At 35.5% G+C, this 26,515-nt stretch carries 25 protein-coding genes and 1 tRNA gene; 7 read left to right on the top strand and 19 right to left on the bottom strand.

All coding sequences use genetic code 11. The features are described 5' to 3' along the window. Positions 1 to 245 precede the first annotated feature (245 nt). From mpl to xerD, 4 genes are all read right to left on the bottom strand, one after another. Positions 246 to 1,628, bottom strand: coding sequence for a UDP-N-acetylmuramate:L-alanyl-gamma-D-glutamyl-meso-diaminopimelate ligase (gene mpl, locus GYM76_RS00985; protein ID WP_220225585.1), 1,383 nt, complete (start codon positions 1,626 to 1,628; stop codon positions 246 to 248). 121 nt (positions 1,629 to 1,749) lie between these two features. After that, positions 1,750 to 3,480: a single-stranded-DNA-specific exonuclease RecJ gene (recJ, locus tag GYM76_RS00990; protein ID WP_220225586.1), complete on the bottom strand. Its 1,731-nt coding sequence runs from the start codon at positions 3,478 to 3,480 to the stop codon at positions 1,750 to 1,752. Between the two features lie 73 nt (positions 3,481 to 3,553). Continuing rightward, entirely contained in the window at positions 3,554 to 4,258 is a 705-nt protein-coding gene (dsbC, locus tag GYM76_RS00995; RefSeq protein ID WP_065735043.1) for a bifunctional protein-disulfide isomerase/oxidoreductase DsbC, read from the bottom strand. Positions 4,259 to 4,284: 26 nt separating this feature from the next. Beyond that, positions 4,285 to 5,199 carry a site-specific tyrosine recombinase XerD gene (gene xerD / locus GYM76_RS01000; protein ID WP_065562027.1) on the bottom strand — a complete coding sequence of 305 codons (915 nt, stop codon included), beginning with the start codon at positions 5,197 to 5,199 and terminating at the stop codon, positions 4,285 to 4,287. Between the two features lie 146 nt (positions 5,200 to 5,345). On the opposite strand from xerD, the gene GYM76_RS01005 reads away from it, so the two are divergent. Beyond that, entirely contained in the window at positions 5,346 to 5,972 is a 627-nt protein-coding gene (locus tag GYM76_RS01005; RefSeq protein WP_220225587.1) for a Pr6Pr family membrane protein, read from the top strand. Further along, positions 5,969 to 6,619, top strand: a complete 651-nt coding sequence (gene grxB / locus GYM76_RS01010; RefSeq protein WP_220225588.1) for a glutaredoxin 2 — start codon at positions 5,969 to 5,971, stop codon at positions 6,617 to 6,619. The genes GYM76_RS01005 and grxB overlap by 4 nt, the downstream gene beginning before the upstream one ends. A 131-nt stretch (positions 6,620 to 6,750) precedes the next feature. Here the strand turns inward: grxB and GYM76_RS01015 are convergent, their stop codons facing one another. After that, positions 6,751 to 7,791, bottom strand: coding sequence for a tagatose 1,6-diphosphate aldolase (locus GYM76_RS01015; protein WP_065562030.1), 1,041 nt, complete (start codon positions 7,789 to 7,791; stop codon positions 6,751 to 6,753). Positions 7,792 to 7,974: 183 nt separating this feature from the next. Here GYM76_RS01015 and GYM76_RS01020 point away from each other — a divergent pair, with 183 nt between their 5' ends. Then, the gene (locus tag GYM76_RS01020; protein WP_220225589.1) at positions 7,975 to 9,294 is read left to right on the top strand and encodes an MFS transporter; all 1,320 of its coding nucleotides are present in this window, start codon (positions 7,975 to 7,977) and stop codon (positions 9,292 to 9,294) included. A 62-nt stretch (positions 9,295 to 9,356) separates the two neighbouring features. On the opposite strand, the gene GYM76_RS01025 is transcribed toward GYM76_RS01020, so the two are convergent. Genes GYM76_RS01025 through GYM76_RS01050 form a run of 6 tightly spaced genes read right to left on the bottom strand, consistent with a single transcriptional unit; the run spans position 9,357 to position 16,097 of the window. Further along, a complete protein-coding gene (locus GYM76_RS01025; RefSeq protein WP_220225590.1) occupies positions 9,357 to 10,160 on the bottom strand; it encodes a pyrroline-5-carboxylate reductase in 804 nt (267 codons plus the stop codon). A gap of 15 nt (positions 10,161 to 10,175) precedes the next feature. Beyond that, positions 10,176 to 11,027, bottom strand: a complete 852-nt coding sequence (locus GYM76_RS01030) for a VOC family protein (RefSeq protein ID WP_220225591.1) — start codon at positions 11,025 to 11,027, stop codon at positions 10,176 to 10,178. A gap of 12 nt (positions 11,028 to 11,039) precedes the next feature. Next, positions 11,040 to 12,680 (bottom strand): ABC transporter ATP-binding protein, encoded by a 1,641-nt coding sequence (locus GYM76_RS01035; protein WP_220225592.1) that lies wholly within the window; start codon positions 12,678 to 12,680, stop codon positions 11,040 to 11,042. Next, positions 12,677 to 13,507: an ABC transporter permease gene (locus GYM76_RS01040; protein ID WP_220225593.1), complete on the bottom strand. Its 831-nt coding sequence runs from the start codon at positions 13,505 to 13,507 to the stop codon at positions 12,677 to 12,679. The genes GYM76_RS01035 and GYM76_RS01040 overlap by 4 nt, the downstream gene beginning before the upstream one ends. Before the next feature lie 2 nt (positions 13,508 to 13,509). Then, positions 13,510 to 14,487, bottom strand: a complete 978-nt coding sequence (locus GYM76_RS01045) for an ABC transporter permease (RefSeq protein WP_220225594.1) — start codon at positions 14,485 to 14,487, stop codon at positions 13,510 to 13,512. 14 nt (positions 14,488 to 14,501) lie between these two features. Beyond that, positions 14,502 to 16,097 carry an ABC transporter substrate-binding protein gene (locus GYM76_RS01050; RefSeq protein WP_220225595.1) on the bottom strand — a complete coding sequence of 532 codons (1,596 nt, stop codon included), beginning with the start codon at positions 16,095 to 16,097 and terminating at the stop codon, positions 14,502 to 14,504. A 330-nt stretch (positions 16,098 to 16,427) separates the two neighbouring features. Here GYM76_RS01050 and adhP point away from each other — a divergent pair, with 330 nt between their 5' ends. Then, a complete protein-coding gene (adhP, locus tag GYM76_RS01055; RefSeq protein WP_065735054.1) occupies positions 16,428 to 17,459 on the top strand; it encodes an alcohol dehydrogenase AdhP in 1,032 nt (343 codons plus the stop codon). A 182-nt stretch (positions 17,460 to 17,641) separates the two neighbouring features. Further along, the gene (locus tag GYM76_RS01060; protein ID WP_220225596.1) at positions 17,642 to 19,087 is read left to right on the top strand and encodes an APC family permease; all 1,446 of its coding nucleotides are present in this window, start codon (positions 17,642 to 17,644) and stop codon (positions 19,085 to 19,087) included. Between the two features lie 182 nt (positions 19,088 to 19,269). Here GYM76_RS01060 and GYM76_RS01065 read toward each other — a convergent pair whose 3' ends face one another. From GYM76_RS01065 to GYM76_RS01085, 5 genes are all read right to left on the bottom strand, one after another. Then, positions 19,270 to 19,566 (bottom strand): GNAT family N-acetyltransferase, encoded by a 297-nt coding sequence (locus tag GYM76_RS01065; protein ID WP_220225597.1) that lies wholly within the window; start codon positions 19,564 to 19,566, stop codon positions 19,270 to 19,272. After that, positions 19,521 to 19,685: a hypothetical protein gene (locus GYM76_RS01070; protein ID WP_220225598.1), complete on the bottom strand. Its 165-nt coding sequence runs from the start codon at positions 19,683 to 19,685 to the stop codon at positions 19,521 to 19,523. Before GYM76_RS01070 ends, GYM76_RS01065 begins: the two co-directional genes overlap by 46 nt. Positions 19,686 to 19,790: 105 nt before the next feature. Then, positions 19,791 to 21,155, bottom strand: coding sequence for a PTS ascorbate transporter subunit IIC (locus GYM76_RS01075; RefSeq protein ID WP_065562041.1), 1,365 nt, complete (start codon positions 21,153 to 21,155; stop codon positions 19,791 to 19,793). 20 nt (positions 21,156 to 21,175) lie between these two features. Then, complete coding sequence (locus GYM76_RS01080; protein WP_065562042.1) at positions 21,176 to 21,448, bottom strand: PTS sugar transporter subunit IIB; 273 nt, start codon at positions 21,446 to 21,448, stop codon at positions 21,176 to 21,178. Positions 21,449 to 21,479: 31 nt separating this feature from the next. Next, positions 21,480 to 21,923: a PTS sugar transporter subunit IIA gene (locus GYM76_RS01085; protein ID WP_220225599.1), complete on the bottom strand. Its 444-nt coding sequence runs from the start codon at positions 21,921 to 21,923 to the stop codon at positions 21,480 to 21,482. Positions 21,924 to 22,256: 333 nt separating this feature from the next. On the opposite strand from GYM76_RS01085, the gene GYM76_RS01090 reads away from it, so the two are divergent. Next, positions 22,257 to 23,285, top strand: a complete 1,029-nt coding sequence (locus GYM76_RS01090) for a LacI family DNA-binding transcriptional regulator (protein ID WP_220225600.1) — start codon at positions 22,257 to 22,259, stop codon at positions 23,283 to 23,285. 63 nt (positions 23,286 to 23,348) lie between these two features. Here GYM76_RS01090 and GYM76_RS01095 read toward each other — a convergent pair. Both GYM76_RS01095 and tgt read right to left on the bottom strand, forming a co-directional pair. Beyond that, positions 23,349 to 23,425, bottom strand: a tRNA-Pro gene (locus tag GYM76_RS01095). Between the two features lie 71 nt (positions 23,426 to 23,496). Further along, positions 23,497 to 24,633 carry a tRNA guanosine(34) transglycosylase Tgt gene (gene tgt, locus GYM76_RS01100; protein ID WP_220225601.1) on the bottom strand — a complete coding sequence of 379 codons (1,137 nt, stop codon included), beginning with the start codon at positions 24,631 to 24,633 and terminating at the stop codon, positions 23,497 to 23,499. Between the two features lie 139 nt (positions 24,634 to 24,772). Here tgt and GYM76_RS01105 point away from each other — a divergent pair, with 139 nt between their 5' ends. Then, positions 24,773 to 25,435, top strand: coding sequence for a M48 family metalloprotease (locus tag GYM76_RS01105; RefSeq protein WP_220225602.1), 663 nt, complete (start codon positions 24,773 to 24,775; stop codon positions 25,433 to 25,435). 51 nt (positions 25,436 to 25,486) lie between these two features. Here the strand turns inward: GYM76_RS01105 and queA are convergent, their stop codons facing one another. Continuing rightward, positions 25,487 to 26,512, bottom strand: a complete 1,026-nt coding sequence (gene queA, locus GYM76_RS01110) for a tRNA preQ1(34) S-adenosylmethionine ribosyltransferase-isomerase QueA (RefSeq protein WP_065562047.1) — start codon at positions 26,510 to 26,512, stop codon at positions 25,487 to 25,489. Positions 26,513 to 26,515: the final 3 nt, after the last annotated feature.

The raw sequence follows: 26,515 nt of genomic DNA on the forward strand, positions 1-26,515 counted from the left end.
GTTAATTATGTGAGCTTTTTGCTGTACAATGTAAGTAATCACTCACCGAAGTTACTTTAGTGAGTGATAAATGTTAAGTTATAAGTCTTACCATAATCACTGTTAAAACATTACCACTATTACTCGATGCCACTATTATCTGATTATAAATAAGAGTGGCATATTTAAGTATTACAACAATCTTTTTTGCATCTTTTAATATGCAGATGCATTTAGGAAAATTAATTATTTAGTGCGATTAATCGTTATGCATCTAATTGTTTTCTTAATTGTTGTTTTTTTAAGCTTTCTAAAATCTTGTTATGAATTCCACTAAAACCACCATTACTCATAATCAAAATGGCATCGGTTGGTTTGGCTGATTTTGTTATCATTTCAACTAATAAGTCAATATCAGCTGTCCAATAAGCCGGTTGGATACAGGCATCGACTACATCAGCAACTAACCAAGGTAGTTGTTCTGGTTGGAACATATATATTTCATCAGCGCGACCTAATGATGGAGCGAGTTCATCTTTTGAAATCCCTAACTTCATTGTGTTAGAACGAGGCTCTAATACTGCTAAAATTCGTCGATTTGCACCAATTTTGCTGCGTAATGCTTCTAATGTTGCTAAAATTGCCGTTGGATGATGAGCAAAATCATCATAAATTTCAATGTTATTGACCTCACCATATAGCTCCAAGCGTCTTTTAGCATTTAAAAATGAACCTAACGCTAAACAAGCATCTGCTGGATCTATACCAACATTGTGTGCAGCGGCAATTGCCATTAAGGCATTATGCATATTGTGTTCACCAACTAAAGAATAGTTAACTGTACCCATCTTTTTGTTGTTGTAATAAACATCAAACTGGCTGGCATCATTAGCAATCTTTTTCGCTAACCAACCGTCTTCAGATTCGGTAAAAGATTGTTTACTCCAACAACCTTTTGCTAATACTTGTTTTAAATTGACATCTTCTTGAGGAGAAATTATCAATCCTTTACTTGGTACTAAACGAACTAGATGATGGAACTGTTTTTGGATAGAACTAAGATCATCAAAAATATCTGCATGATCAAATTCCAAATTATTCATAATCAGTGTTTTGGGACAATAATGCATAAATTTAGAGCGTTTATCGAAAAATGAACAGTCATACTCATCCGCTTCAATAACAAAAAAGTTACCTTCACCTAATCTTGCTGATACTTCAAAATTACCCGGAACACCACCAATAACAAAACCCTGTTTATAGCCTTGTTTTTCTAAAATCCAGTTAACCATTCCAGCCGTTGTTGTTTTGCCGTGTGTACCTGCCACAGCAATAACCCAACGGTCTTTTAGTACATTATCATGTAACCATTGTGGTGCAGAGACGTAAGGAATGTTATTGTCCAAAATGTATTCAACACAAGGATTTCCTCTTGATAGAGCATTGCCAATGATAACTAGATCAGGAGTTGGTGTTAATTGTGATGGATCGTCTCCTTCAATAATATCAATATGCTCTTTTTGTAACAGCGTACTCATTGGTGGGTAAACATTTTTATCTGATCCTGTTACTTTGTGACCTAATGAACGAGCTATTAATGCAATACCGCCCATAAATGTGCCACAAATCCCAAGAATATGAATATGCATTTTTTGTCCTTAATGTTGTATAAAATGTACTAATGATAAAACTATTGTATTGCTAATTTTATTTTTATGATTAACTGATCTGATTTTACAGAATCTAGTAATTATAGTCGATCTTAATCGCTTATGCGATAGGCCAAATATGTCTTATCATTAATTTTAGGGTTTGATTTCCTCGAAACTCATTTACATCTAAGTGATAAACAATTTTTGCTTCTTTTATCGTTTGGTCTGGCCACTTTGTTAAATTAACATTAAAACAGATCCCTTCAATTATTGGTCCCCCATTTTTGGGTTCTAATACTAATTTAAGGTGTTTTTCAGCAAATATGCGTTGCTGATGAATAATAAATTCGCCATCAAATGTAGGTTCGATAAATCCTTCACCCCATGGACCAGAGTCTTTTAGTAGTTTTGCAATTGAATAATTAAAATCTTCGTTATTTATCTCGCCATCGGTTTCAATCGTTTGTTCAAGTACCTTCAAATCAAGTTGCTCAGTTATCACTGTTTCTAAAAGATCCCTAAATTTATCTAAATCTTTTTCTTGAATACTTAATCCAGCAGCCATGGCATGACCACCAAAGCTAACCAAAATATCTGGATATCTTTGATTCAATTCATAGAGTACATTTTGTAAGTGAATACCATCTATTGATCTTCCAGAACCTTTCAATAATCCATCTTCTGTCGAAGCGAAACATATCACAGGACGATAATATTTGTCTTTCAATCGTGCTGAGACTATACCAATAACACCTTGATGCCACTCAGGATGATGTACCACTATTGAATTAGGTAAAGAAGGTTTATGTATCTGTTCAACGTGGGATAAAGCTTCTTGATACATCGTTTGCTCAATTAATTTTCGATCACTATTAAGCGTATCAAGATCGGCTGCTTGATTGACTGCACTATCATAGTCTTCACATAGCAATAATTCTACGCTCAGAGACATATTATCCATTCGTCCAGCAGCATTTAGTCTCGGGGCTATATAATAAGCAAGATCTGTTGAGGTGAACGTAAGGGGATCTCGTCTGGAAATATTTAATAATGCTTTAATTCCTTCACAACAATAGCCTGCTCGGATACGGCTAACACCTTGATGGACTAGTATTCGGTTATTTAGGTCGAGTTTTACCACATCGGCAATAGTGCCAAGGGCAACTAAGTCTAATAAGCTAGCAATATTAAATTCTTCTAACTTATGTGTGGTGAACCAGTTTTCCTTGCGTAATTTTGACCGTAATGCCAACATAAAATAAAAAGCTACACCAACACCTGCTAAATGTTTTGAAGGAAAAGTGCAATTTGGTAAATTAGGATTGATAATTGCATCCGCAGGAGGTAGTTTTTCTGGACATAAGTGGTGATCGGTAATAATGACGGTTAAATTCGACTGTTTTGCAAATTCGACCGCCTCAACAGCAGAAACACCGTTATCAACAGTAATAATAAGATCCGCTTTTTGTAAAATTGCTTTCTTTACGACGTTAATACTTAAGCCATATCCATCATCAAAACGATTTGGAATAATATAATCGACAAATTGACACCCCATTTTTTTTAACGCTTTTACCGTTAATGCGGTACTGGTTGCGCCATCGGTATCAAAGTCTCCAACAATCATTATTCGCTCATTGTTTTTCATTGCAGAATAAAGAATGTCAACAGCTTTATTGGTACCATCTAGATTGTCGTAGTTACATAGATTACGAGTGGTATAGTCTAGTTCTTGCATAGACGTTATTCCGCGCAATGCATATACTCGCTGCAACAATAACGGAATGTCATTTGATAATTCTGGTAGCGTTTCGGGTAACTTACGATGTATTAATTTATCTGCTTTCATATGATGAATGTTAGCGCGTATGCGCTAACAATTTTTTGTATTCTATAATTTAAAGGTTATAAATTATACAGTACTAGTTATTAGATTTCTTTTTTAAAATTTCGATTAATTTATCAGCCGGAACGTAACCAGAGACAAGTTGTCCATCAGGTAATACTATTGCTGGTGTTCCACTAATACCTAGTTTTTTACCAACGTTAAATTGCTGTGTTACATAAGGGATCATGCTATTAGCAGGTGAAATTTTATTACCTTTATATGCATTTTCAAAAGCGGCTTTGCGATCAACTACACTCCAAATGGATTGCATATTTTTACCTACTTCACTATCTGCTCCTGCTCGTGGAAAAGCAAAATAGTGAACAGAGATGCCTGCATTTAAATATTGCTCAATATTTTCGTGTAATAATTTACAGTAGTGGCATGTGTAATCGGTAAAAACTGAGATAACATATTGTTCATTTGGAGCTTGATAAACAATGGCATCTTTTTCAATTGATTTCATTAATTTTAAGTTATTGCTGTTGGCAATATTTACTGGTTCACTGCCTTCAAGATTATAGATTGGCCCTTGAGTTAAGAATTTACCATCATCAGTAACATAAAAGATACCATCTGGTGTGGTAACACTTTTTAGCCCTTGTATTGGATTATTTTCGATTGTAATTTCTTTACTAGAAAAACCTAACTTTTCCATTGTTTTTGTAATATCGGCGTTAGAGGCTAATACTGAAGTTGAGATCAATGCTAAACCTAAACTGATTACTAATTTTTTCATTCAATTATCCTTAGTTTATTGAACCGCTATGCGCGAGGATGATGTTTGCTGTGCAACTGTTTTAATCTTTCTGTTGCAACATGTGTATAAATCTGTGTAGTTGATAAACTACTATGCCCAAGTAACATTTGTACAACACGCAAATCGGCACCATGATTAAGCAAATGCGTTGCAAAAGCGTGTCTAAGTACATGAGGCGAAAGGGCTTCTATATTAATGCCCGTTAGTATGGCATAATATTTTATCCTATGCCAGAAAGTCTGTCGTGTCATTTTTTTACCCAATCGACTTGGAAAAAGAACATCAACAGGGCCATTTTTTAAAAGATCGTTGCGCGCATATTTGAAATAGTATTCAAGCCAATAAATAGCCTCTTCACCCAATGGAACTAAACGCTCTTTATTTCCTTTACCAACGACTCTAACTACTCCTTGTCTAAGGCTTACATCGCTAATCTCCAGATTCACTAACTCCGAAACGCGTAGCCCTGTTGCATAAAGCACTTCTAACATCGCTTTATCTCGCAATTCTATTGGATCATCAATACTTGGTGATTCAAGAAGAGCATCAACCTGTAATTCAGTTAGATCTTTGGGTAACTTTTTGGGTAATTTGGGTGATGATAATATAGCTGATGGATCATCCGTACGATAATTTTCTTGATATAAATATTGAAAAAAACGTTTAGTCGCACTAAGTAAACGAGCTGAACTACTTGCTTTATAACCATCTTTAACGCGTTGCAATAAAAATTCCTGCAAATTAATTGATTGCGCAGTGATGAAATTAACTTGCTGTGATTGCAGTGATTGGCTTAAAGCAAACAGGTCGAGTTTATAAGATTCGATAGTATTTTCAGAAAGATTTCGTTCCAACCAAATTGAGTCTAAAAATTGTTCAATTAATATTTTATTTTGTGATGATATCTCTTTATCAGACATTAAAAGCCAACTCTTTTTTCGACGATTTTTCCTATTATATACTAACTGCTAATAACTATTCACTTTAGTTTATGTTGGAAGAATCTTTTGTATCTTTTCTTTAGCCTACGATATACTGCACTATCGGTTATTTTTTATAATAAGTTATGCTGAAACGAAATATTAATCTTTTTATTGTGCTATATGCTTTTTTGGTAATAGGTCTTGAAACTTATATTTATTGGCATACACGACTTCGTCCTTGGCAACCAGGAACACCTATCGGGAGAATGGTTTTTTATTACAGTTTTTTTACCGTGTTGTCTAATCTCATGTTGGCATTTAGCTGTTTGTGGTTAGCCTTTAATCCAAACTGCAATCGATATTTTTTTAAAGTGATTCGATTAAATGGTTTAATCGGAGTAATTATAACGGCTATTGTCTATAATCTAATATTAAGAAGTATTCATAAACCACCGAGTACATTATTACAATTTACTAATGAGAGTTTACATGTCGTTTTACCTATTGCTGGAGTATTAAGTTGGTTAATATGGGGACCATTTCGACGAATTCATTTCAAGGTTATCGTTGGCTCGTTTTTGTCAATGCTAATTTATGGTATTTATATCTTCACAAGAGGTTATTTTACTAATCAATATCCCTATCCTTTTATTAATGTAGTGAAGGTTGGTTACGCTAAAGCGCTTTATTCCTCTGGATTGGTTTTTGTGCTGTTTTTAGTCTTGGCTTTTTTATTATGGGGCATTGATTGTTTTAGGAGACGAATATGAAATTATTTATTTATGAACACTGTCCTTTTTGTGTACGTGCAAGAATGATTTTTGGCTTGAAAAATATTCCGGTTGAGCAGCATGTTTTTCTAAGTAATGATGCTAAATCACCAGAAAGCATGATTGGCGAAAAAATGGTACCCATCTTACAAAAAGAAGATGGTAGCTATATGCCAGAAAGTTTGGATATTGTTGCTTATATCGATAGCAATTATGGCGGTAGCCCTATTTTAACAGGACCTAAAAATCCAAAAATTGAAGCATTGATAAAACAACTTCAACAATATGACTATAAGTTAGAGTGTCCGCGTTATATCAAACTTGGTTTAGCTGAATTTGCTACTCAAGATGCTATTGATAATTTTGTCACAAATAAGAGTAAAAAGATGGGATCGTTTGATGAATGCCTTGCTCAAACTGATTCGTTAATCGCTAAGGTTGCTGATTTATTCACTCAACTTGAATCCTTAATCGCATCGCCTAATGCATGTAATGGCTCGTTATCTTGGGATGATATTTGTTTGTTCCCAATATTACGCAATTTGACATGTGTTAAAGGACTTAAATTTCCGACTAAAATTAGAGAATATTTAGAATCTATGTCTAAAAAAAGTAAAGTAAATTTATTTTTTGATAAAGCTATCTAATTGGAGATATTTGCAGGAGTATTAAAAAGTAATTAGCTAATTTATTGTTAATTATAAGAGTACAAGTTGGAAGAAAACTTGTACTCTTTTTTGTATTAAATCTTCGTTATAAATTTTAAAAAAATAATCAATTAATTGCTTAATACAGGATCAATAATTTCAATCTTATCTTTGCCACCATACACATCATACCAAGGTGTTGCGTATTGTTTTAAGATTTTGTTAAGGTGTTCAACATTTTCACGACCAGTTGTATCTAGCCAACGTTTTAATCCATCTTTACCGCCGTTAGCATATGCTGCTACGCCTTCAAACCAAGTTGCACGACCGCCTAAAATACCACTGTATTTAGCGCCATGTTCGCCAGCAAAAATAAGCTCTTCATGGAAAGTCTTGGTTGGTACACCAGCACTTAAGTAGATAAATGGGCGTGTAGCAGCGTCACTTGCTTGTTTAAAATATTCAGCCGCTTGTTTTTGGGAATATACCACAGGATTATTGTCGTTAAACCCTTCAACATTTTTAAATAGAACTGGCACTTCTACTTTTAAGATATCGATGTAATAGTGATCTTTAGTAAATTCCTTAATAGTTTTGATCACTTTTTGAGGTTTGATTTTGGCAAATTCAGGGCTTTTATCATCAGTCACCACATTATCATAGACAATTGGTTCGACAAATACCGGAATATCAGCGGCTCTCGCTTCATTGCCTAAACGTTCTAAAAAGGCATGTTTTTTATCTAAGATATCTTGAGGGTCATCCGGATTATAATAAACAAGGACTTTTGCTGCATCCGCACCTTTTTTCAATAAACGTTGCAGTGAATCTTCAGGCAAAATATCAGGTAAACGACCAGGAGTATTGGCATCATAACCAGTTTTTTCATAAGACATGATTAAGCCTGCATTTTTATTTTTAGCAGCCATACCTTTGAAACCAAGTTCTTCATCAAGCAAAATGGCACTAACATATTTGGTTAATTCCTGAGAAACAAGCTCTTTAAATTCATAAACCATGTCAATGTGATAACGCTCTTGACCAACGGCATTTTGCATCATTTTTACCATTGAACCACGCTGATCGATTGCTAATGCTGCAATTACGCCATCTTGGTTAGATAATTGTTGCATACGGTTGAATTTTCCACGAGAAATGCGTTTTGTTGCCATTTTAGAACTCTCCATTTGTTAAGATTTTGTTATTGTAGGTATTTGTATGACTAACTATTAATCATTTAGTGCTAGTTTTGATTTTTGTTCACTTTTAGATATTTTCTTTTAAATAACAGTTAGTTCTTGTATAGTAGTACAATTTACTAGACTGATTGTAAACAATTATTTACAAGGATGATTATGTCAAATTCTGCAATTTCCCAAAATGTGAGAACATTAAATAATCAGGATTATAAAACCCTAGCACTTTCAGCATTAGGTGGCGCATTAGAGTTTTATGATTTTATTATTTTTGTTTTTTTCTCAATAACGATTAGCCATTTATTTTTTCCGATTAATATGCCTACATGGTTAAGCCAAGTTCAGACTTTTGGTATTTTTGCTGCTGGCTATTTGATTCGCCCTTTTGGTGGTATTGTGATGGCTCATTTTGGTGATATATTTGGCCGCAAAAGAATGTTTACACTTAGCATCCTATTAATGGCTTTACCAACATTATTTATTGGCTGTCTACCAACTTATGCCAATATCGGTATTTTTGCGCCATTATTACTGTTAATGATGCGATTATGCCAAGGACTTGCCGTTGGTGGTGAAGTTCCTGGAGCATGGACATTTGTTGCCGAACATGTTCCTAAAAATAAAATAGGTCTAGCGTGTGGTATTTTAACTAGTGGATTAAGTTTAGGTATCCTGCTTGGTTCACTGGTATCGACAATAATGAGTAAAAGTATCTCGGTAGAACAAATGAATGAGTGGGGATGGCGAATTCCATTTATTATCGGCGGTATTTTCGGTTTAATCGCTATGTATCTACGTCGTTGGCTAAAAGAAACGCCGATTTTTCTTGAAATTCAAAAGCGTAAAAATCAAGAATTATCAAGAAAGTTGCCAGTAATTACTGTGATTACCCAATATTTACCCCAAACAATTTTATCGATGCTACTTACTTGGGTGTTGTCAGCGGGTATTATGGTGATAATGTTAATGACGCCAATTTTGTTACAAAAGCAATTTGGTTATTCAGCAATTGAAGCTTTGCAAGGGAATATATTGGCTATCATCGGACTGATTATCAGTTGTACGTTTTACGGTATGATGATGGATAAGTTTTCGATGGGCAAAGTACTTGTTGTTGGTTGTATCCTGGCTGCTATCATGATTGCTATATTTTATCTATCACTAGATAATCCGAATCTTCTATTTATCACTTATTCATTAGCAGGTTTTAGTGTTGGAATTGTCGGTTCTTTTGCTTATTTTATGGTTAAAGTGTTTCCAACTCAGGTGCGTTATAGCGGTGTGTCGTTCTCATTTAATATGGCTTATGCCATAGCTGGTGGCTTAACGCCATTACTAATCTCATTTTTTAGTGATTTTGTGAGTAAAATGGCGCCCGCTATTTATGTTGTTGGATTATTTGTGTTAGGTGCATTGATCGGGCTATTTTTATTAGTCAATAATAATAGCCAAAAATATATAGCAAAAGATATCTCTTAACATTTAATAGATAATAAAAAAAGTTGAGGAGCGGGGTTTTTTAAGTTCCTCAACAGTTATATTTAGCTTATTTTACTGCTTTTTCCCAGCTCAATAGTTCGAATGACTCCAGCTTTCACGCTTCGTTGTAACCCTGCTGCAAAATCACTATTATTTAGTTCATACAAACTATGTATTCCAACTCCGGCTGGCGAGTTATTAATATCCAGTAATTGTCTTGGATGTTTTTGACTTAATTGAAGCATTGAGGCTGCGCCGTGTAAATTTTCGATCGCAATACGTTTGGCCATATCTCGGGGCAATCCAACTAAAACTCCAGCATCAACTAACGATTCATAAAAATAATAAATATAATTCGGTCCTGCAACAGCATAGCCAGTAAAAATATCAAGCAGTGATTCGTCAATATATTCAAGTTTACCAAAACTTTTGAAGAATTGGGTGACGGACTTTTGTTTTGCAACAGCCTGATCATTCTCGTCGGTAGCAATACCTGAATAACCAAAACCTGTATCGGTAAGTGTATTTGGAATCGTTCTAATAACAGGAAGATCAACTTTTAAGGATTGTTTTATTTGGGCAATTGTTACTCCAGCAATGATTGAAATGATAACAGTCTCTTTAACATCCAATTGTTGAACTATCTTACTCCATGCATCTTGAGGTCTAACACCCAATACAATAATATCTGCATTGACGATTTTGCCAGTTGGGGTAACGCCATAAGTTGAATGTAAATAGTCTAAGCGAGATTTAACAATATCGTTCACTAATATATTTTGGGGTTCATATGTTTTATTTTTTATCAAAGCGCTAATAATCGCTTCAGACATATGGCCACTACCGACAAATAAAATTTTACTCATACTGATAGTTCCTATTTATAATTGGCTAAAGATCATTACAACACCATAAGTTTCACTGGCAGGTACGATAATCGTATCATTCTGTAAATTGTATTTAACTTCCCCATTTTCTAGTGCTTGTTGGGTTTGCGCTAATGATTTTGTTGTGAAGCCTAAAGCAACTTTACGATCTTGGTCGTTATTCGCTTTACTTACTGACGAGCCAAAAAGATGCTGTATTGCATTTGGTGTAAGGTAATCAATAAATTTATCTTCAGCTTTTAGACGTACGCCTCCGTCAATTTCGATAATGTTTGCTGAAGGGAAAGTTTTTTCAAGCAAGTTAATTGAGGAACGGGGTTTTTGAGCTTCAATAATGATTTGATTAATATTTATTACACCATTTGGGTGCGTTTGCCACTCTTTACGCCAAACGAGTTCCGGGGTCAGTTGGTCGCAAAAAAAGATCTGTCCATTTGGTGTATAGGAAGGGTCTAATCTGACGGTTTTAAAACGCGCCTCAGGTTTAGTGCCATCATTTAATTCGACAGGTCTAAAAAAGGATTTAGGACCGTCACCCTCAACTTTTATACCTTGGCTAACTAGTTGATGATAAAGTTTGTTGGCATCTTTGGTTTTGAAAACCAACCCAGTTAGCCCGTCAGCAAAACACCAACTTTTATCTACTTTACCCGCATTTTGAGGTTCAAAACCTAAAAGCTCAAGATATGTGGTCGTAAATATCGCTAAATTGTTACTTGTTCCTAGTGAATGGTGGCCCCTTGGGGTTGTTGTGAATCCCAGTTTTTGATATTGAGAATTTGCTTGATCGAGCTGATCTGATACGGTGATTACAACATGATCAATTTGTGGACTAAGTGTTGTCATTATATTCACTCCTTAAATATGAATAGCGGGAGACATATCAATTAATCGATGTGGATTCCATCCTTTACCAGGAACCGCATCAAGTAGATCTTTGGTATAAGATGCTGTCGGATTTAGAAAGACTTGTGATGCGATACCTTGCTCGACGATGTTTCCTGATTTCATTACAATAATATGATCACAAATTTGTGCAGCAACTCGCAGGTCATGGGTGATAAATAGAACCGTTAAATCCAGCTTTTTTTGTAATTGCGTTAATAGTTCAAGAACTTGTGCCTGAACTGAAACATCAAGCGCCGATACCGGTTCATCAGCAATCAATATTTTCGGCTCTAATGCTAATGCTCGAGCAAGGCCTATTCGTTGCCTTTGTCCTCCTGAAAATTCATGAGGATAACGGTTTAATGCCTCGCTTTCCAATCCCACCATGTTGAATAACGCTTTTGCTCTTTTGATGGCTTCGTGTTTGTTTGTTCCGTGAAGTATTGGTCCAATCGTAACTTGATCGCCGACTTTTCGACGTGGATTTAATGACGCATAGGGATCTTGAAAGACCATCTGAATATGGCGTGAATATTGTTTAAGTTTTTTCCCTTTTAAATTGGCAATATCTACATCTTCAAAGTTGATTTGACCGCTGTCTATTTCTAATAATTTAATAATGCATCTGGCTAACGTTGATTTACCTGAGCCGCTTTCTCCCACAACGCCTAAAGTACTACCTTTATGTAACTTAAAGCTAACATTATTAACCGCATAGGTTGTACGTCGGTTTTGCTTAAAAAAGCTATGATTGTGATACGTTTTTGATAGGTTGTTCACTTCAAGAATAATCTCTTTATTAATACGTCGAACATCCCCAGGAGTAAGGGGAGGGACAGCGGCTATTAACGCTTGTGTATAAGGATGTGTTGGTGAATTTAATACGTCAGTCGCTAAGCCTTGCTCAACGAGTTGTCCTTTCTGCATAACCGCAATACGAGTTGCAATATCAGCAACTACACCAAAATCATGAGTAATGAATAATACTGCGGTACCTTTGCGTGATTGTAGTTCGCGAATTAATTCTAATATGCATGCTTGAGTTGTGACATCTAAAGCTGTTGTTGGTTCATCAGCAATCAAAATAGCGGGTTCTAATGCTAATGCCATAGCAATCATGGCACGTTGACGCTGGCCACCAGAAAGTTGATGTGGATAAGCTTTAGCAACAGACTGCGGATTGGGCATTTGCACATCCGTTAATAATTGGATAACTTTCTGATTAATCTCTTGTTTATTTAACTTAGTGTGGATAGTGAACATTTCACTAATTTGATTAGCGATGGTTTTTAATGGATTTAGCGCAGTCATCGGGTCTTGGAAAACCATACCAATATGCGCACCACGAATTTTACGCATTTGTTCATCATGGTAAGTGAGTAAGTTGTTTCCGTCGTAATCAATCTCACCTTGAGAAGCAATAATACCGTCAGGTAATAATCCCATGATTGCATTGGATAATAAAGATTTACCCGAACCACTTTCACCAACAATACATAGGATTTCGTTAGCATAAAGATCGAGTGACACATCATTAACCGCATATTTTCGATCCGAACCATGAGGCAAATCTAGGGTTAAATTTTTAATTGATAGTCTTTTTTGATTCATCGTTTTTTTAACCTTGGATTGAGTGCATCATTTATTCCTTGTCCAACTAATGATGCAGATAAAACGGTTAGCAATATTGCAATGCCAGGAATAGCTGAAACATACCATTGTTGACGTAATACTAGTCGTCCATTACCGACCAGATTTCCCCATGATGAGATATTGGGATCGGAAAGGCTTAAAAAGGCTAGCGCACTTTCCATTAATATCGCGGTTGATAAAATAACACTGGCATACATAATTACTGGCGGTAATGCGTTTGGTAAAATCTCTTTAAACATGAGTCTAGTTGAGCTCATGCCTATGGTTTTTCCCGCCTGCACAAATTCACGATTGCGTAATGATAAAAATTCTGCTCGAGTTAACCTTGCAACGGGTGGCCAAGAAACAACACCAATTGCAATCACCACAATATTGATTGTTGAACCAAATACCGCAACAGCAACGAGTAATAGTAAAAAGTTAGGTAAAATCTGGAATGCTTCTGTAAGGCGCATCAGTATGTCGTCAACCCATCTTCCGTAGAATCCTGAAATAGCACCAATAACCACACCAATAATAATTGCTATGAATGTTGAGATGAGTCCGATAATCAGTGATACTTTTGCACCATGAAAAAGCTGGGCAGCGATATTTCTTCCTGCCTGATCTGTTCCCAGGATAAATTTAGGATTTGTAAAAGGCCATTGTAAGGGGCGGCCAGCTAAGCGAAGCGGATTTCCAGGAAAAAACCAATCTGCGCTTAATGCAATAATGATAATTAATAACAGTAAAATTGTACCAATTCTAGCAATTGGGCTACGGAAATAGTCTTTTAATATCGCCATCATTAATGTCCTGTAATGCGTGGATCGAGCTTTGCGTAAAGCATATCGACAATAAAATTAATAATGATAACGAGTATTGCTGAAACAAATACTACGCCAAGTAAAGTGTTTAGATCTCTTTGTACTACAGAATCATAGGCAAGTCGTCCTAATCCAGGAATGGCAAAAATGGTTTCAATAACCACCGAACCGCCTAACATGGTGCCTGCTTGTAGACCGATTAGTGTTATCATTGGTAACATGGCGTTACGTAGTATGTGATTAACCAGTATCTGGCGGCTACTTAATCCTTTTGCTTTAGAAGTTTTAACAAAGTCTAAGGTCGATACTTCAAGTAATGAAGCGCGCATAATGCGTAAATAGATTGCTAGATAAACTAAAGCTAGGGTGGTAGTTGGCAAGATTAAATACCATGCAATATCAAAAAATGCTGAAATACCCGTTAATGATTCGCCGATACTGCCAAACCCACTAGGTGGTAACCAATTCAAATAAATTGAGAAGAAGACAATTCCCATGAGAGCTAACCAAAATGAAGGTGTTGAATAAAATATTAGTCCCAATATTGAAATTAATGTATCTTGCCAGCGGTTCACTTTTTGAGCGGATAAAATGCCAAGGATTGTACCGAAGGTAAACGCTAAGAACATTGCGCAAACCATCAATAGTAATGTAGCCGGTAAACGTTCTAAGATCATATGGCTAACTGGCTTATTATATATTGCAGATTGCCCCAAATCTAAATGAACTAATCGCCATAAATAGTTGATTAATCGTGAACTTGTTGATTGGTCAAGTTCATATTGATGACGCATTTCATCAATAACGCTTGACTCGGCACCACCAATTTGGGCAAGTAAAGCATCCACTGTATCGCCAGGCGCCAATTGTAATAATAAAAATAGCGCAATTAGTATGATAACCAGTGCTGGAATCGTGGTTAATAATCGTCTAAGTGCTAAAGTCAGTATATGCGTCATCATTTCACCTTAACTTAGTGTTCTATCCATACATCAAACCAACTACTTGATGGCCAACGTGCTGTATTATGATGATTGTGTACTTTGTTATTAATCACTGAGATGAATTCACGTTCTGTTGCGAACCAGAGTGGTAGTTCAGTATTCACGACATCAACTAGTTGACCATAAAGTGCTTTACGTTTGACTGGATCTATTTCAGTTGCGGCACTATCGATTAATTGGTCGACAGCATCTGATTTCCAGCCATATTGATTTGTCCAAGGTGCTCCTTCAGGACTGCCAGAACGTAACCAAACAGTTGTCGAAACTGCTGGATCGCCTCTATATTGGTGCCACCCTGTAGCAATATCAAAATCGTGGAGTTTATAAACGGCATTTAAAGCGCCAGCAGTGTCGAGATTAACGATAACCACATTAATGCCGATTTCAGCTAAAGATTGTTGGATAAATGTTGCAAAAAGTGGAACATCTTCACCATTATTAATATGGACTAATTTTAAGGTAAAACGAGTGCCGTCAGCTTTTCGTGGATAACCCGCTTCATCTAATAATTGTTCAGCTTTTTCTCTATCAAAAGGGTAAACAATTTTACTGTCTTTAGGGTAAAAAACGTTTGATGATGGAATAATACCGGTTGCAGGCTTACCAAATCCGTATAAAAAGTCATCGATGAAGAAAGGAATATCGAGTGATTGAACAATTGCTTTGCGAACGTTTAGGTTAGCAATGATCGGATTGCGGAAGTTAAATTCTAAAGTATTATTGAAAATATTTGCTTGAGAACCTTTTGTTAAAACCTCAAATTTTGAGTTTTGTTTGAATCGATTAATATCAGCAAGGCTTAATTTTGAGTATGCACTTAAATCAATTTGTCCACTTTCAAGTGCAGCTGATGCTGAAGAGTTATCGTTAATAATGCGCCAGATTATTTTATCTAAATAAGGATATCCTTTTCGCCAATAATCAGGATTGCGTTCAACAATAATATGTTGTCCTCGTTGATATTCAACGAACTTGAATGGCCCAGTCCCTACGGGTGCGGTGTTATAAGGATTATTTAATACATCGGTACCTTCGTACAAATGTTTGGGAACAACATAGCCAAGATCAACTAAAGCTCTTAATAGTAAATCTAATGGCATTGGACGAGAATAATTGAATACCACTGTATGGTCATCAGGTGTATCGACAGAGGTTAAATTAAGTTGTAATGCAGTTGAGAAATTTAATCTTTTTTTCCAAAATTCTAATGCGTTATATTTTACATCTTGTGATGTAAAGGGTTTACCATCGTGCCATTTGACACCTTCGCGTAATTTGAATGTTATTGTTTTTCCATCTGGTGAGGAAGTCCATGATGTAGCAAGAACAGGAACAATTTGGCCATCTGCATCGAGATCAACTAATGATTCAACTACTTTTCCTGATACTTCATATACACCCGTTGATGCACGTAAAGCAGGGTTAAGAACCCTTTGTTCTCCAGAATAATGGACAACTAGTGTTCCACCTCGTTGTGGTGTTTTTTCATCCGCCACCGAATAAAATGGCAACAAAATTGACAGTAGTCCTATAATAAATATTTGTTTAATATTGAATAATTTCATGTATGCTCCTTGTTGTCACCATATTTTCGGTATTTATAACAATGAAAATTTTTAGGATTTAACTATAAAAATTTTTAGTAAATTTGAGAAATGCCGATATCGCATATTTATATTACTTTTAGTTATATATTTACTCGCGAGGCTAACTTGTAGAATTTTTATGATCACCAGTTTTTTTAGATGTTTAGGATAAATATCGCATATACACAATAAATTAAAAATAATTCTCATTTTTATTGATAATTGTGAAATAGCGCATATTTTTTCTAAATAAATAGGCTAAAATAAAAGCAGTTATGTTTTTAAATTGTAATTATCTAGGAGAAACAAATGAAAGCTGCAGTTATTAGACAAGAGTGCGATGGTCAAGTTGAAATTAAAGATATCCCTGTACGCCCTTTAGAAGCAGGGGAAGCTTTAGTTGAGGTTGAATATTGTGGACTTTGTCATACCGATCTTCATGTTGCAGCTGGAGATTTCGGTAAAAAACCTGGTCGTGTAATTGGTCATGAAGGTGTCGGTATCGTGACTAAAATTGCGCCTGATGTAAAAAGCTTGAAAGTTGGTGATCGTGTCAGTATTGCATGGTTCCATGCAGGTTGTGGTACTTGTGAATATTGTATTTCCGGTAACGAAACATTTTGTCGTAGTGCATTAAATTCTGGTTATACTGTTGATGGCGGTATGGCTGAGCAATGTATTGTTAAAGCTGATTATGCGGTAAAAGTCCCTGATGGATTAGATCCAGCTCAAGCAACAAGTGTAACTTGTGCGGGGGTTACCACTTATAAAGGAATTAAGGTAGCTGATACTAAACCAGGTCAATGGCTCGCAGTATTTGGAATTGGTGGTCTTGGAACGTTGGCTATTGAATATGGTAAGAATGTTTTTAATAACAAAGTTGTTGCTATTAGTAACAGTGATAGCCAGTTAGAATTGTGTAAAAAACTTGGTGCTGATTTAGTTGTTAATCCTAAAAAGGTGGAAGATGTTGGTGCCTATATTAAAGAGCATACAGGTGGTGGTGTTCATGGTGCAGTTGTAACTTCAGTTACTAAAACTGCATTTAATCAGGCTATAGGTTCTGTTCGTCCATTAGGTCGTGTTGTTGCATTAGGTCTTCCTTCTGAAACAATGGATTTAAGTATTCCTAAGACAGTTTTAGATGGTATTCAAGTTTTAGGTTCGCTAGTTGGTACACGTGAAGATTTAGCCGAAGCATTTCGTTTTAGTGCTGAAGGTAAAGTTGTGCCAATAGTTGAAAAACGCCCATTTGAAGATATCAATAATATGATTGATGAAATGAAAGCGGGTAAAATTCGTGGTCGTATGGTTATCGATATGAAAATGAAGAAAAAATAATAATTATCATTGAATTGTTAACAGTCAGCTTTATGCTGACTTTTTTATTAAACAGAATGTTAACTATTTTATAATTTGTATGACTTTTTTTAGATTAAGAATAATCTTTCTTGTGTTTTATAAATAAAACCCTATCATAAGCCAATTTTGCTTGCTTAATTGATAGATTTAAGGGGTTGTTTATGTCTGAGCACAATTTAGAGAATAATTTGCGGAAAGATTTGGGTTTACTTTCTGCACTATCACTAGTTGTTGGAATGGTTTTAGGGGCTGGTGCCTTTATGAAACCGCCAGCGGTACTAGAAGTAGCTGGGGATTATAATTTTGCATTGTTAGCTTGGATAATCGGTGGTGCTTTTTCTATTTGTGGTGGTTTAACACTCTGTGAATTGGGCGTTATGTTCCCGAAAACAGGTGGCATGTTGGTTTATTTAGAAAAGATTTATGGTGCAAAAGTTTCACATCTATATGGTTGGATGATAACCGTTTTATTTGCGCCATCATTAGTAGGCGCATTGGTAGGATATTTTAGCTCAGTTTGTTGTTTATTATTTGATATCAATGATTCTTATCGATTGGCGGTTAGTGCTGGGGTTTTGGGGTTCATTGCATGTATCAATTCAATAGGGGTTAAACAAGCTGGATATCTGCAAACCATCGCTACTTTTTGTAAACTCATTCCAATTTTGTTGTTAGCAATATTTGGATTATGGAAAGGTAATGGTCAAGTTGCATTATTTAGTTCAAGCGGCCAAGGAATTGAAACTACTGCGCCATTTGCAGTAGCAATATTGGCAACCTTGTTTGCTTATGATGGTTGGGCGCAAGTAGCGTCCGTTGCTGGTGAAATTCGTAATCCATCAAGAGTGTTACCCAAAGCCATTATTCTCGGCATTATATTTTTAGTAATAGTTTATGCCTGTATTAATATTGCATTATTCAAAATATTTCCTGTAAAAGAGATGGTTACGCTTGGACACGATGCATCTGCGGTGGCTTCACAACGAATGTTTGGACATTTAGGTGGTAATTTAGTTGCAGTTGGCATTATGGTTTCAATTTTAGGCGGTATCAATGGTTATATCATGACGTTATCGCGAACTATGTTTAGTATGGCGGAACGAGGTACAATTATTGGAGCACGTTTTTTAAGTACTATTGATGAAGATAGCCGTTCTCCGGTTAATGCCATTATTGTTTTGGTCATTTTTTCATTTTTGTATTCAATATTACTAGATGCTGATCGGTTATCTGAGATTTCAATGTTTGCGATTTGGGTATTTTATCTACTTACTTTTGTTGGTGTGATTATTGCCAGAAAAAAATATGCTGACGTACCTAGGCCTTATAAAGTTATCGGTTATCCTATTATTCCCATTGTGGCTATAAGCGGAGCAGCTTATGTTATTTATGGTATGTTGATTTATCAAACTGTAAACGGTATTGCTTCAATCTGTTTGACATTAATAGGCTTACCTTTGTACTACTATTATCACAGAAAAAATCATAATAAAGAGCTTTCGCTTGGTGAAATGAAAAAATATCGTGTCAAAACACAATACGTTATTGCTTGTGGAACTTTAATCGTTATAACTGCATTAATTGTGTATGGTTATATCATCAATTGAAATATATTCCTTAATAAATACATTCAATAAACCGACTATTGTCGGTTTATTTTTTTAAACTTAGATATAACTTGAAATTAAGCTATAAATATTTTGATCATAATAGTTGCCATTAAGATATTCTGCTTGTTTAAGTGTTCCTTCATAATCAAAACCACAACGCTTAGCGACTTGATTACTTTTTAAATTAGTGACAGAACATTTAATGACAAAACGTTTAATAAGTTTTTTATCGCATAATAATGTGTGAGTGCTTGGATAGCTTGTGTAATAATACCCTTTCCTTGTGCTTTGCTATCTAGCCAATAGCCTATATAAGCTGTTTTATTGCTTTTATCAATGTGGTTAAAGGAAAGTAATCCAACTGGTATGTTATTATTTAAAATAACATAGGTTTTAGTTTCATCTCGTTGATGTTTATTAAAACAATCTGCTAAAAAGTTAGCCGTATCTGACTCGCATTTGTTTGGCCATGCCATAAATTGACTGAACAAAATACGATTTGAATCAATAATGTGATATTGGCATAATGAGCCGTTGCGGTTTTTAGATAAATATCTTCAGTGACATAAATTTTATTTTGTTGGTTATCATCCATTTTTTATTCCTTTAAAAAACAACTATACAATGACTATTTTTATAAAATTGCCAGACTGATTAGTCTGGCAAATTAGATGGATTTTAATCGATACAATATTATCTATTAATCATTATGGATATCGCTTTTCGGTTTAGCTACATAGTTATACACAACTAATAAAGCGAAGATACCAACAATAATCATCATGATAACATCTTTATTAAACCATTTTGCCATATTACCAAGTAAAATGCCTACACCACAAAAATCGACATCAGAAAACGTTGTATTGGCAAAACCAAGTGATCCTAACACAGGTAATAATACCACAGGTAAGAATGTCACTAATAAACCATTAGCAAATGCGCCAAGCATTGCGCCTCGACGTCCCCCCATTGCATTACCAAATACACCAGCAGTTGCACCACAGAAGAAATGTGGAACCACGCCCGGTAAAATCAGTACGGCGTTAAGTTGACCTAGGACAAATAATCCGACTAATCCACCTAAAAAGCTGAATAAAAAGCCAATTAATACGGCATTAGGGGCATAAGGAAATACGACAGGACAATCTAAAGCTGGTTTGGCATTCGGGACTAATTTTTCTGAAAATCCTGTAAATGCAGGGACAATCTCGGCAAGAATTAAACGTACGCCTTGCAATATGATAAAGACACCCGCTGCAAAAGTAATCGCTTCAATGATGGCATAAACTAAATAATTATCACCATTGCTAAGATTGCTTTCAACATAATTTGAACCGGCAAATACAGCTAAAATAAGGTAGATAATCATCATGGTTAACGAGATTGAAATTGAACTGTCACGTAAGAAGCTTAAGTTTTTTGGCAAATTCATCTCTTCGGTTGAACGAGATCCTTTACCAACTGCCATTCCAAGCCAACCAGCTAAGACATAACCTAGCGTACCAAAGTGACCAAATGCGACATCGTCATTACCAGTAATTTTGCGCATTTGTGGTTGAGCTAAAGCGGGAAAAAACGCCATAATAAGCCCTAAAACTAATGCACCTGTAAAGACCAATTGCCAATCTTTAAACCCTGAGACAGTTAAAATAATACTAATCATACAAGCCATATAAAAAGTATGATGGCCAGTTAGAAAGATGTATTTTAAACGAGTAAATCGGGCAACGATAATATTTGCAATCATGCCAAACGCCATAATTAAAGCAGTTGCTGTGCCATACTCATTTAATGCCATTGAAACAATAGCTTCATTGTTGGGAACAATTCCTTGTAGTTTAAATGCTTGTTCAAACATTAAGCCTAAAGGGGTAATGGCACTGATAAGCACTGTTGCACCACCGCCTAATACCAAAAAGCCTAAAATAGTTTTAATGGTTCCTTTAACCGTATCGGCAAACGATTTACGTTGAGCCAATAATCCTACCATTGCGATTAAACCAACAAGTACCGCTGGAACTTTTAGGATATCAACAATAAATTTTACTATTTCCTGAATCATAGTAACACCTCAAAGTTTGCTTAGTTTTTGGCAAAATGTTCAACGAGTTTCTTTTCCAAATCGTTGATATCAATAATATTATTTAATACTACTAATTTTTCAGTTGGAATTCCTGAGCTGGTAGCGAGATCTTTTGTCATCACGAACAAATCAGCTTGATCGGGTGTTGCTGAAGCTAGATCAGCGTGAGTGACTTCTGCATCAATGTTTAGTTTTTTGAGTACTTTTTTGATATTCATTTCTACCATAAAACTACTACCAAGTCCTGAGCCACAAACTGCCATAATTTTCATATTGTTTATCCTTTTACTTATACGTTGGAAATTAATATTGTTTGATAACCGCCAAAATTTCATCACGATTTTGCGCATTGAAAATTTTCTGGATATCGTCAGATTCGCCAAACAGTACCGCCAATTGAGTTAACATTTCGATATGGCTGGTACTATCGTTAGCGGCTAATAGAGTGATTAAATAGACTGGATCGTTTTCTTCGGAATTAAATTTAACGCCTTGTTTAACCAGTAACATCGATAGGCCTAATTGGTTTACGCCTTGTTCTGGCCTTGCATGAGGCATTGCAATTCCGGGTGCCAAAACATAATAAGGACCTATTGATTTGTGTAGTTCAAAAATAGCCTTAATATAATCTGATGTAATTGTTTTATTCTTTAATAATGGCTCAGCACAAAGTGTTATCGCTTCTTGCCAATCTTCGACTGAATCAACAACATTGACTGTTTCATTAGTTAACCATGTACCTAACATTTTACCTCCATTAAGACCGTTAATCATTTTGATAATCTGTTAGAAAATTATCATATTAAGTAATAATAGAAATCAAAAATTGTCAGAAATGTGATAGCGCTATCAAAGTTAGAAAATTTTTTTTCGATTGTGTGACATAGATAACATTTTTAATGTATTAATTCTAAACTATTCCGCTTTGACATACTAGAATTAGAAAAAAGTCACAATTTAGCTATAAACTGCTTGATGCATTGTAGATGATTATTGAGTAATCTTCTGTTTTTTAATATCTTTACAGCAAAAATTGTATGCGTAAATGAATATATAAATCAAATTCAATCGGGATGAAAGATGCAGGATACTAAAAAACGTCGAAATACAGGGCAGATTACTTTATTTGATGTTGCTAAATATGCTGGCGTGGGAACAATGACGGTCTCTCGGGCTTTACGCACGCCGGAAAGGGTATCAGATAAGCTTCGACATAAAATTCAATTAGCTGTTGAGACATTGGGCTACAAGCCGAATGTCGCCGCCAGTTTATTAGCATCAGCCAGCGCCAATCGAGTGATTGCCGTTATTACCACTCGAATTTATGATTATTCGGTAAGAATATTGCTTGATTCGCTACAGACACAGTTAGCTAAAGAGGGGTATACCACACTTATCATTGAATCTTATCATTACCATAAACAAGAGTCCCAACTGTTAGAGACACTTTATAGCCATAATCTTGAAGCTGTCTTGCTGTTTTATGTTGAAAATGATGAGCTGATAAAAAAAATTGTTCAAAATAAAACAATCACCGTAATGAATATCGGTAAAAAATATGATGAATCAATCGATGTTGATGTTGGCTTTGATGATAGTTTAGCGATGTATAAATTAACAGAGCATGTGATTAATAAAGGGTATCGAAATATTGCCTTACTTTGTGCAAATCAGCAATATCATCTATTTCAACAGCGTTTACATGGTTGGCATAAAGCGATGCTCAATTATCACTTGCCGACTCATCGTATCATTCATGCCGCCAAACCAGCGAACTTTAGTACCGGCGCACAGTTGCTTGCCGATATTTTGTTAAACTGGTCTGAGGTTGATGCGTTAATTTGTACTACCGACGAATTGGCTTGCGGTGTGCTATATGAGTGTCAACGGCGACATATTCGCGTTCCTTATCAATTGGCCGTCAGCGGTTTTGGTGATAATGAGTTTAGTGAAGTTTGCTTTCCGCCGTTAACCACTGTTGCAATACCGTCTAAACAAATTGGCGAATACACAGCGACGTTATTGCTAAATAAATTAAAAAATGGGAAGCCAATTAAATTGGAAAGCACGGAGCTTTTACCGATCATAAAATCACGAGCCAGTTTGTAATAAAAAATAATAAAAGAGATAATAAAAAAGCCTACTCAATGAGCAGGCTTTTTTATTTAAAATTGGTCGGCGAGAGAGGATTCGAACCTCCGACCCACTGGTCCCAAACCAGTTGCGCTACCAAGCTGCGCTACTCGCCGTTAGGATGCGCATAATACTGCGCTAACCTCGATGTGTCAATAGTTACCCCTAAAAATTATAATGATAATTTTTATTTTGTGAAAGGAGCGGGGGTTTTGCCAATTCTTTGGTAAAACTCGACGACAAATGCTTCGTAACGTTGATTGGCAACCGCATCACGAATTTCAGCCATTAAGCGTTGATAATAACGTAAATTATGAATGGTATTGAGCCTTGCCCCTAATATTTCGCCACATTTATCTAAATGATGAAGATACGATTTCGTGTAATTTTTACAGGTATAACAATCACACTCAGGATCAAGCGGTGTGGTGTCATCTTTATATTTGGCATTACGTATTTTAATGACCCCATTAGTAACAAATAGATGCCCGTTACGTGCGTTACGAGTTGGCATCACGCAATCAAACATATCAATACCACGACGAACGCCTTCAACTAAATCTTCTGGCTTGCCTACACCCATTAAATAACGTGGTTTATCAGCAGGTAACTGTGGACAGGTGCCCTCTAAGATTCGATGCATATCGGCTTTAGGTTCGCCAACAGCTAATCCACCGACTGCATAGCCGTCAAAACCAATTTCGGTTAATCCTTTAATTGAGATATCACGTAACTCTTGATGTATACCACCTTGTACTATACCAAATAGGGCATTTTTATTGCCCAATTCGTCAAAACGTTGGCGACTACGTTTTGCCCATCGTAAAGACATTTCCATCGATTTTTTGACATAGTCCCACTCGGCAGGAAATGGTGCACATTCATCAAAAATCATCACGATATCAGAACCAAGATCATATTGAATTTCCATTGAAATTTCAGGTGATAAAAAGATTGAATCACCATTGATAGGATTACGGAAATAGACGCCTTCTTCTTTAATTTTTCGAATATCACCAAGACTAAAAACTTGGAATCCTCCAGAGTCGGTTAAAATCGGGCCTGGCCACTGCATAAAATCATGCAAATCACCGTGTTTACGCATAATTTCTTGTCCAGGTCTTAACCATAAATGGAAAGTATTACCCAATAAAATTTGTGCACCTGTTGCAGCGACTTCTTCTGGGGTCATACCTTTGACGGTACCATAAGTGCCAACTGGCATAAATGCGGGTGTTTCAACTGTATATTCAACACCACGACGATCGAACTTCATTCGTCCACGACGAGCTAAGCCGTCAGTATTATCTAGTTCAAATTTCATTTTTTTGTGTTAACCTCTTGCGACCAAATAAACAGTTTGGCGCTAATTATTGATATAATACGTTATCGTATTATTTTTGCGGTGCGTAGTTTATCGTGCTGAACCTAAATAGACAATATCTATAAGGATCTTTGAGCTTTTGAAATATATTATTTTCTTATTTGTCGTAATGTTAGTTGGATGTCAAAATCAAATACAGCCAACTATCATTTCATCTGAACGAATTAAAGCATTATCTGACTCTGATATATTAGCTATTAGTCAACAAGCTTGCATTGAAAATGATAAGAAGGCAATTGTTGCACCCGATTATCATTTTCTTAGTAAGAGATTATCTAATCTTACCAATAAGTTACCTAGAAAAATAAATAATATTGAATTAAGTTACAAAGTTTATCTTGATAGTCAACCTAATGCTTGGTCTACAGCTAATGGCTGTATTCGAATAAATAGTGGATTGATGAAATTACTTGAAGATGATGAGTTACAAGCTGTTATTGCTCATGAACAGGCTCACATTGCACTAAAACATGGAATAAGTTTATTTAGACAAGCGCCTTATATTGAGATTACTGATAAATCTAATGAAATAGTGATTATGGTAAAAGAAGAAATTTCCCATCAATATGAGGTTGAAGCAGATAATTATGCTTTTGATTTATTAGTTAAGGAAAAAATAGATCCCAAAGGATTGGTTAATATGCTAACAAAAATGCCAATTCATGCTAAAAATCAACCAACATCGCATCCAACTAATATAAATCGTATCAATAACATCACTAACAAGTTAAAGCATTATTAGTATTTTTATATTTTGCCAATTAAATTTAGGTAAAATTTAATTGGCTATAACTTATTTAGTAATTAGCATGGCATCACCATAACTAAAAAAGTGATATTTTTCGTTTACTGCATGTTGATAAGCTCGCATAGTATTTTCATAGCCAGCAAATGCAGAAACTAACATTATTAAAGTGGATTCAGGTAAATGAAAATTAGTAATAAGTGCATCAATTACTTTAAAATCAAAACCTGGATAAATAAATATCTGAGTATCATCAAAAAAAGGTGCAATTTTGCCAGATTGTTTTGCTGCACTTTCCAACGCTCTGACTGATGTTGTACCGACAGCAATGACCTTATTTCCTCGGGCTTTGCATTCTAAAACTGCTTTCACAACTGATTCTGGTACTTCTGCATATTCAGCATGCATGATATGCGTTTCTATATTTTCAACTCTTACTGGTTGAAATGTGCCTGCACCGACATGCAGCGTTACAAATTCCATTTCGACACCTTTGTTTTTAAGCTTTTCTAATAAAGGTTCATCGAAATGAAGACCTGCTGTTGGCGCAGCAACTGCACCAGGTACTTTACTATAAACAGTTTGGTATACCTCACGATCTTGATCCTCATCAGGTCGATCTATGTAAGGTGGTAAAGGGATGTGTCCAATTTCATTTAAAATTTTAAGTACATCATCCGGAAACTGTAATTCGAATAAAGTATCATGGCGAGCAAGCATGGTAACACTAATATTATTTTCCTCACCTAAAATGAGTTCAGCACCTGCTTTAGGTGATTTAGATGCTTTTATATGTGCAAGAGCTCGATTATCTTCTAATAAACGCTCAATCAATATTTCAATTTTTCCACCCGATGCTTTTTTTCCATATATTCGAGCCGGAATCACTTTTGTGTTATTAAAAATAAGTAAATCTCCTTGATTGATGTAATCAGTGATATCAGTAAATACTTTATCTTCAATATGACCTGTACGGCTGTTAAGTGATAATAATCGGCATGAGCTTCTTGTTTCTGATGGGTATTTTGCAATCAGTTCTTTTGGGAGTGTAAAATCAAAATCTGACAGTTGCATATT

It is taken from the genome of Gilliamella sp. ESL0443 (genome assembly GCF_019469165.1).
GTDB classification, from domain to species: Bacteria; Pseudomonadota; Gammaproteobacteria; order Enterobacterales; family Orbaceae; genus Gilliamella; species Gilliamella apicola_E.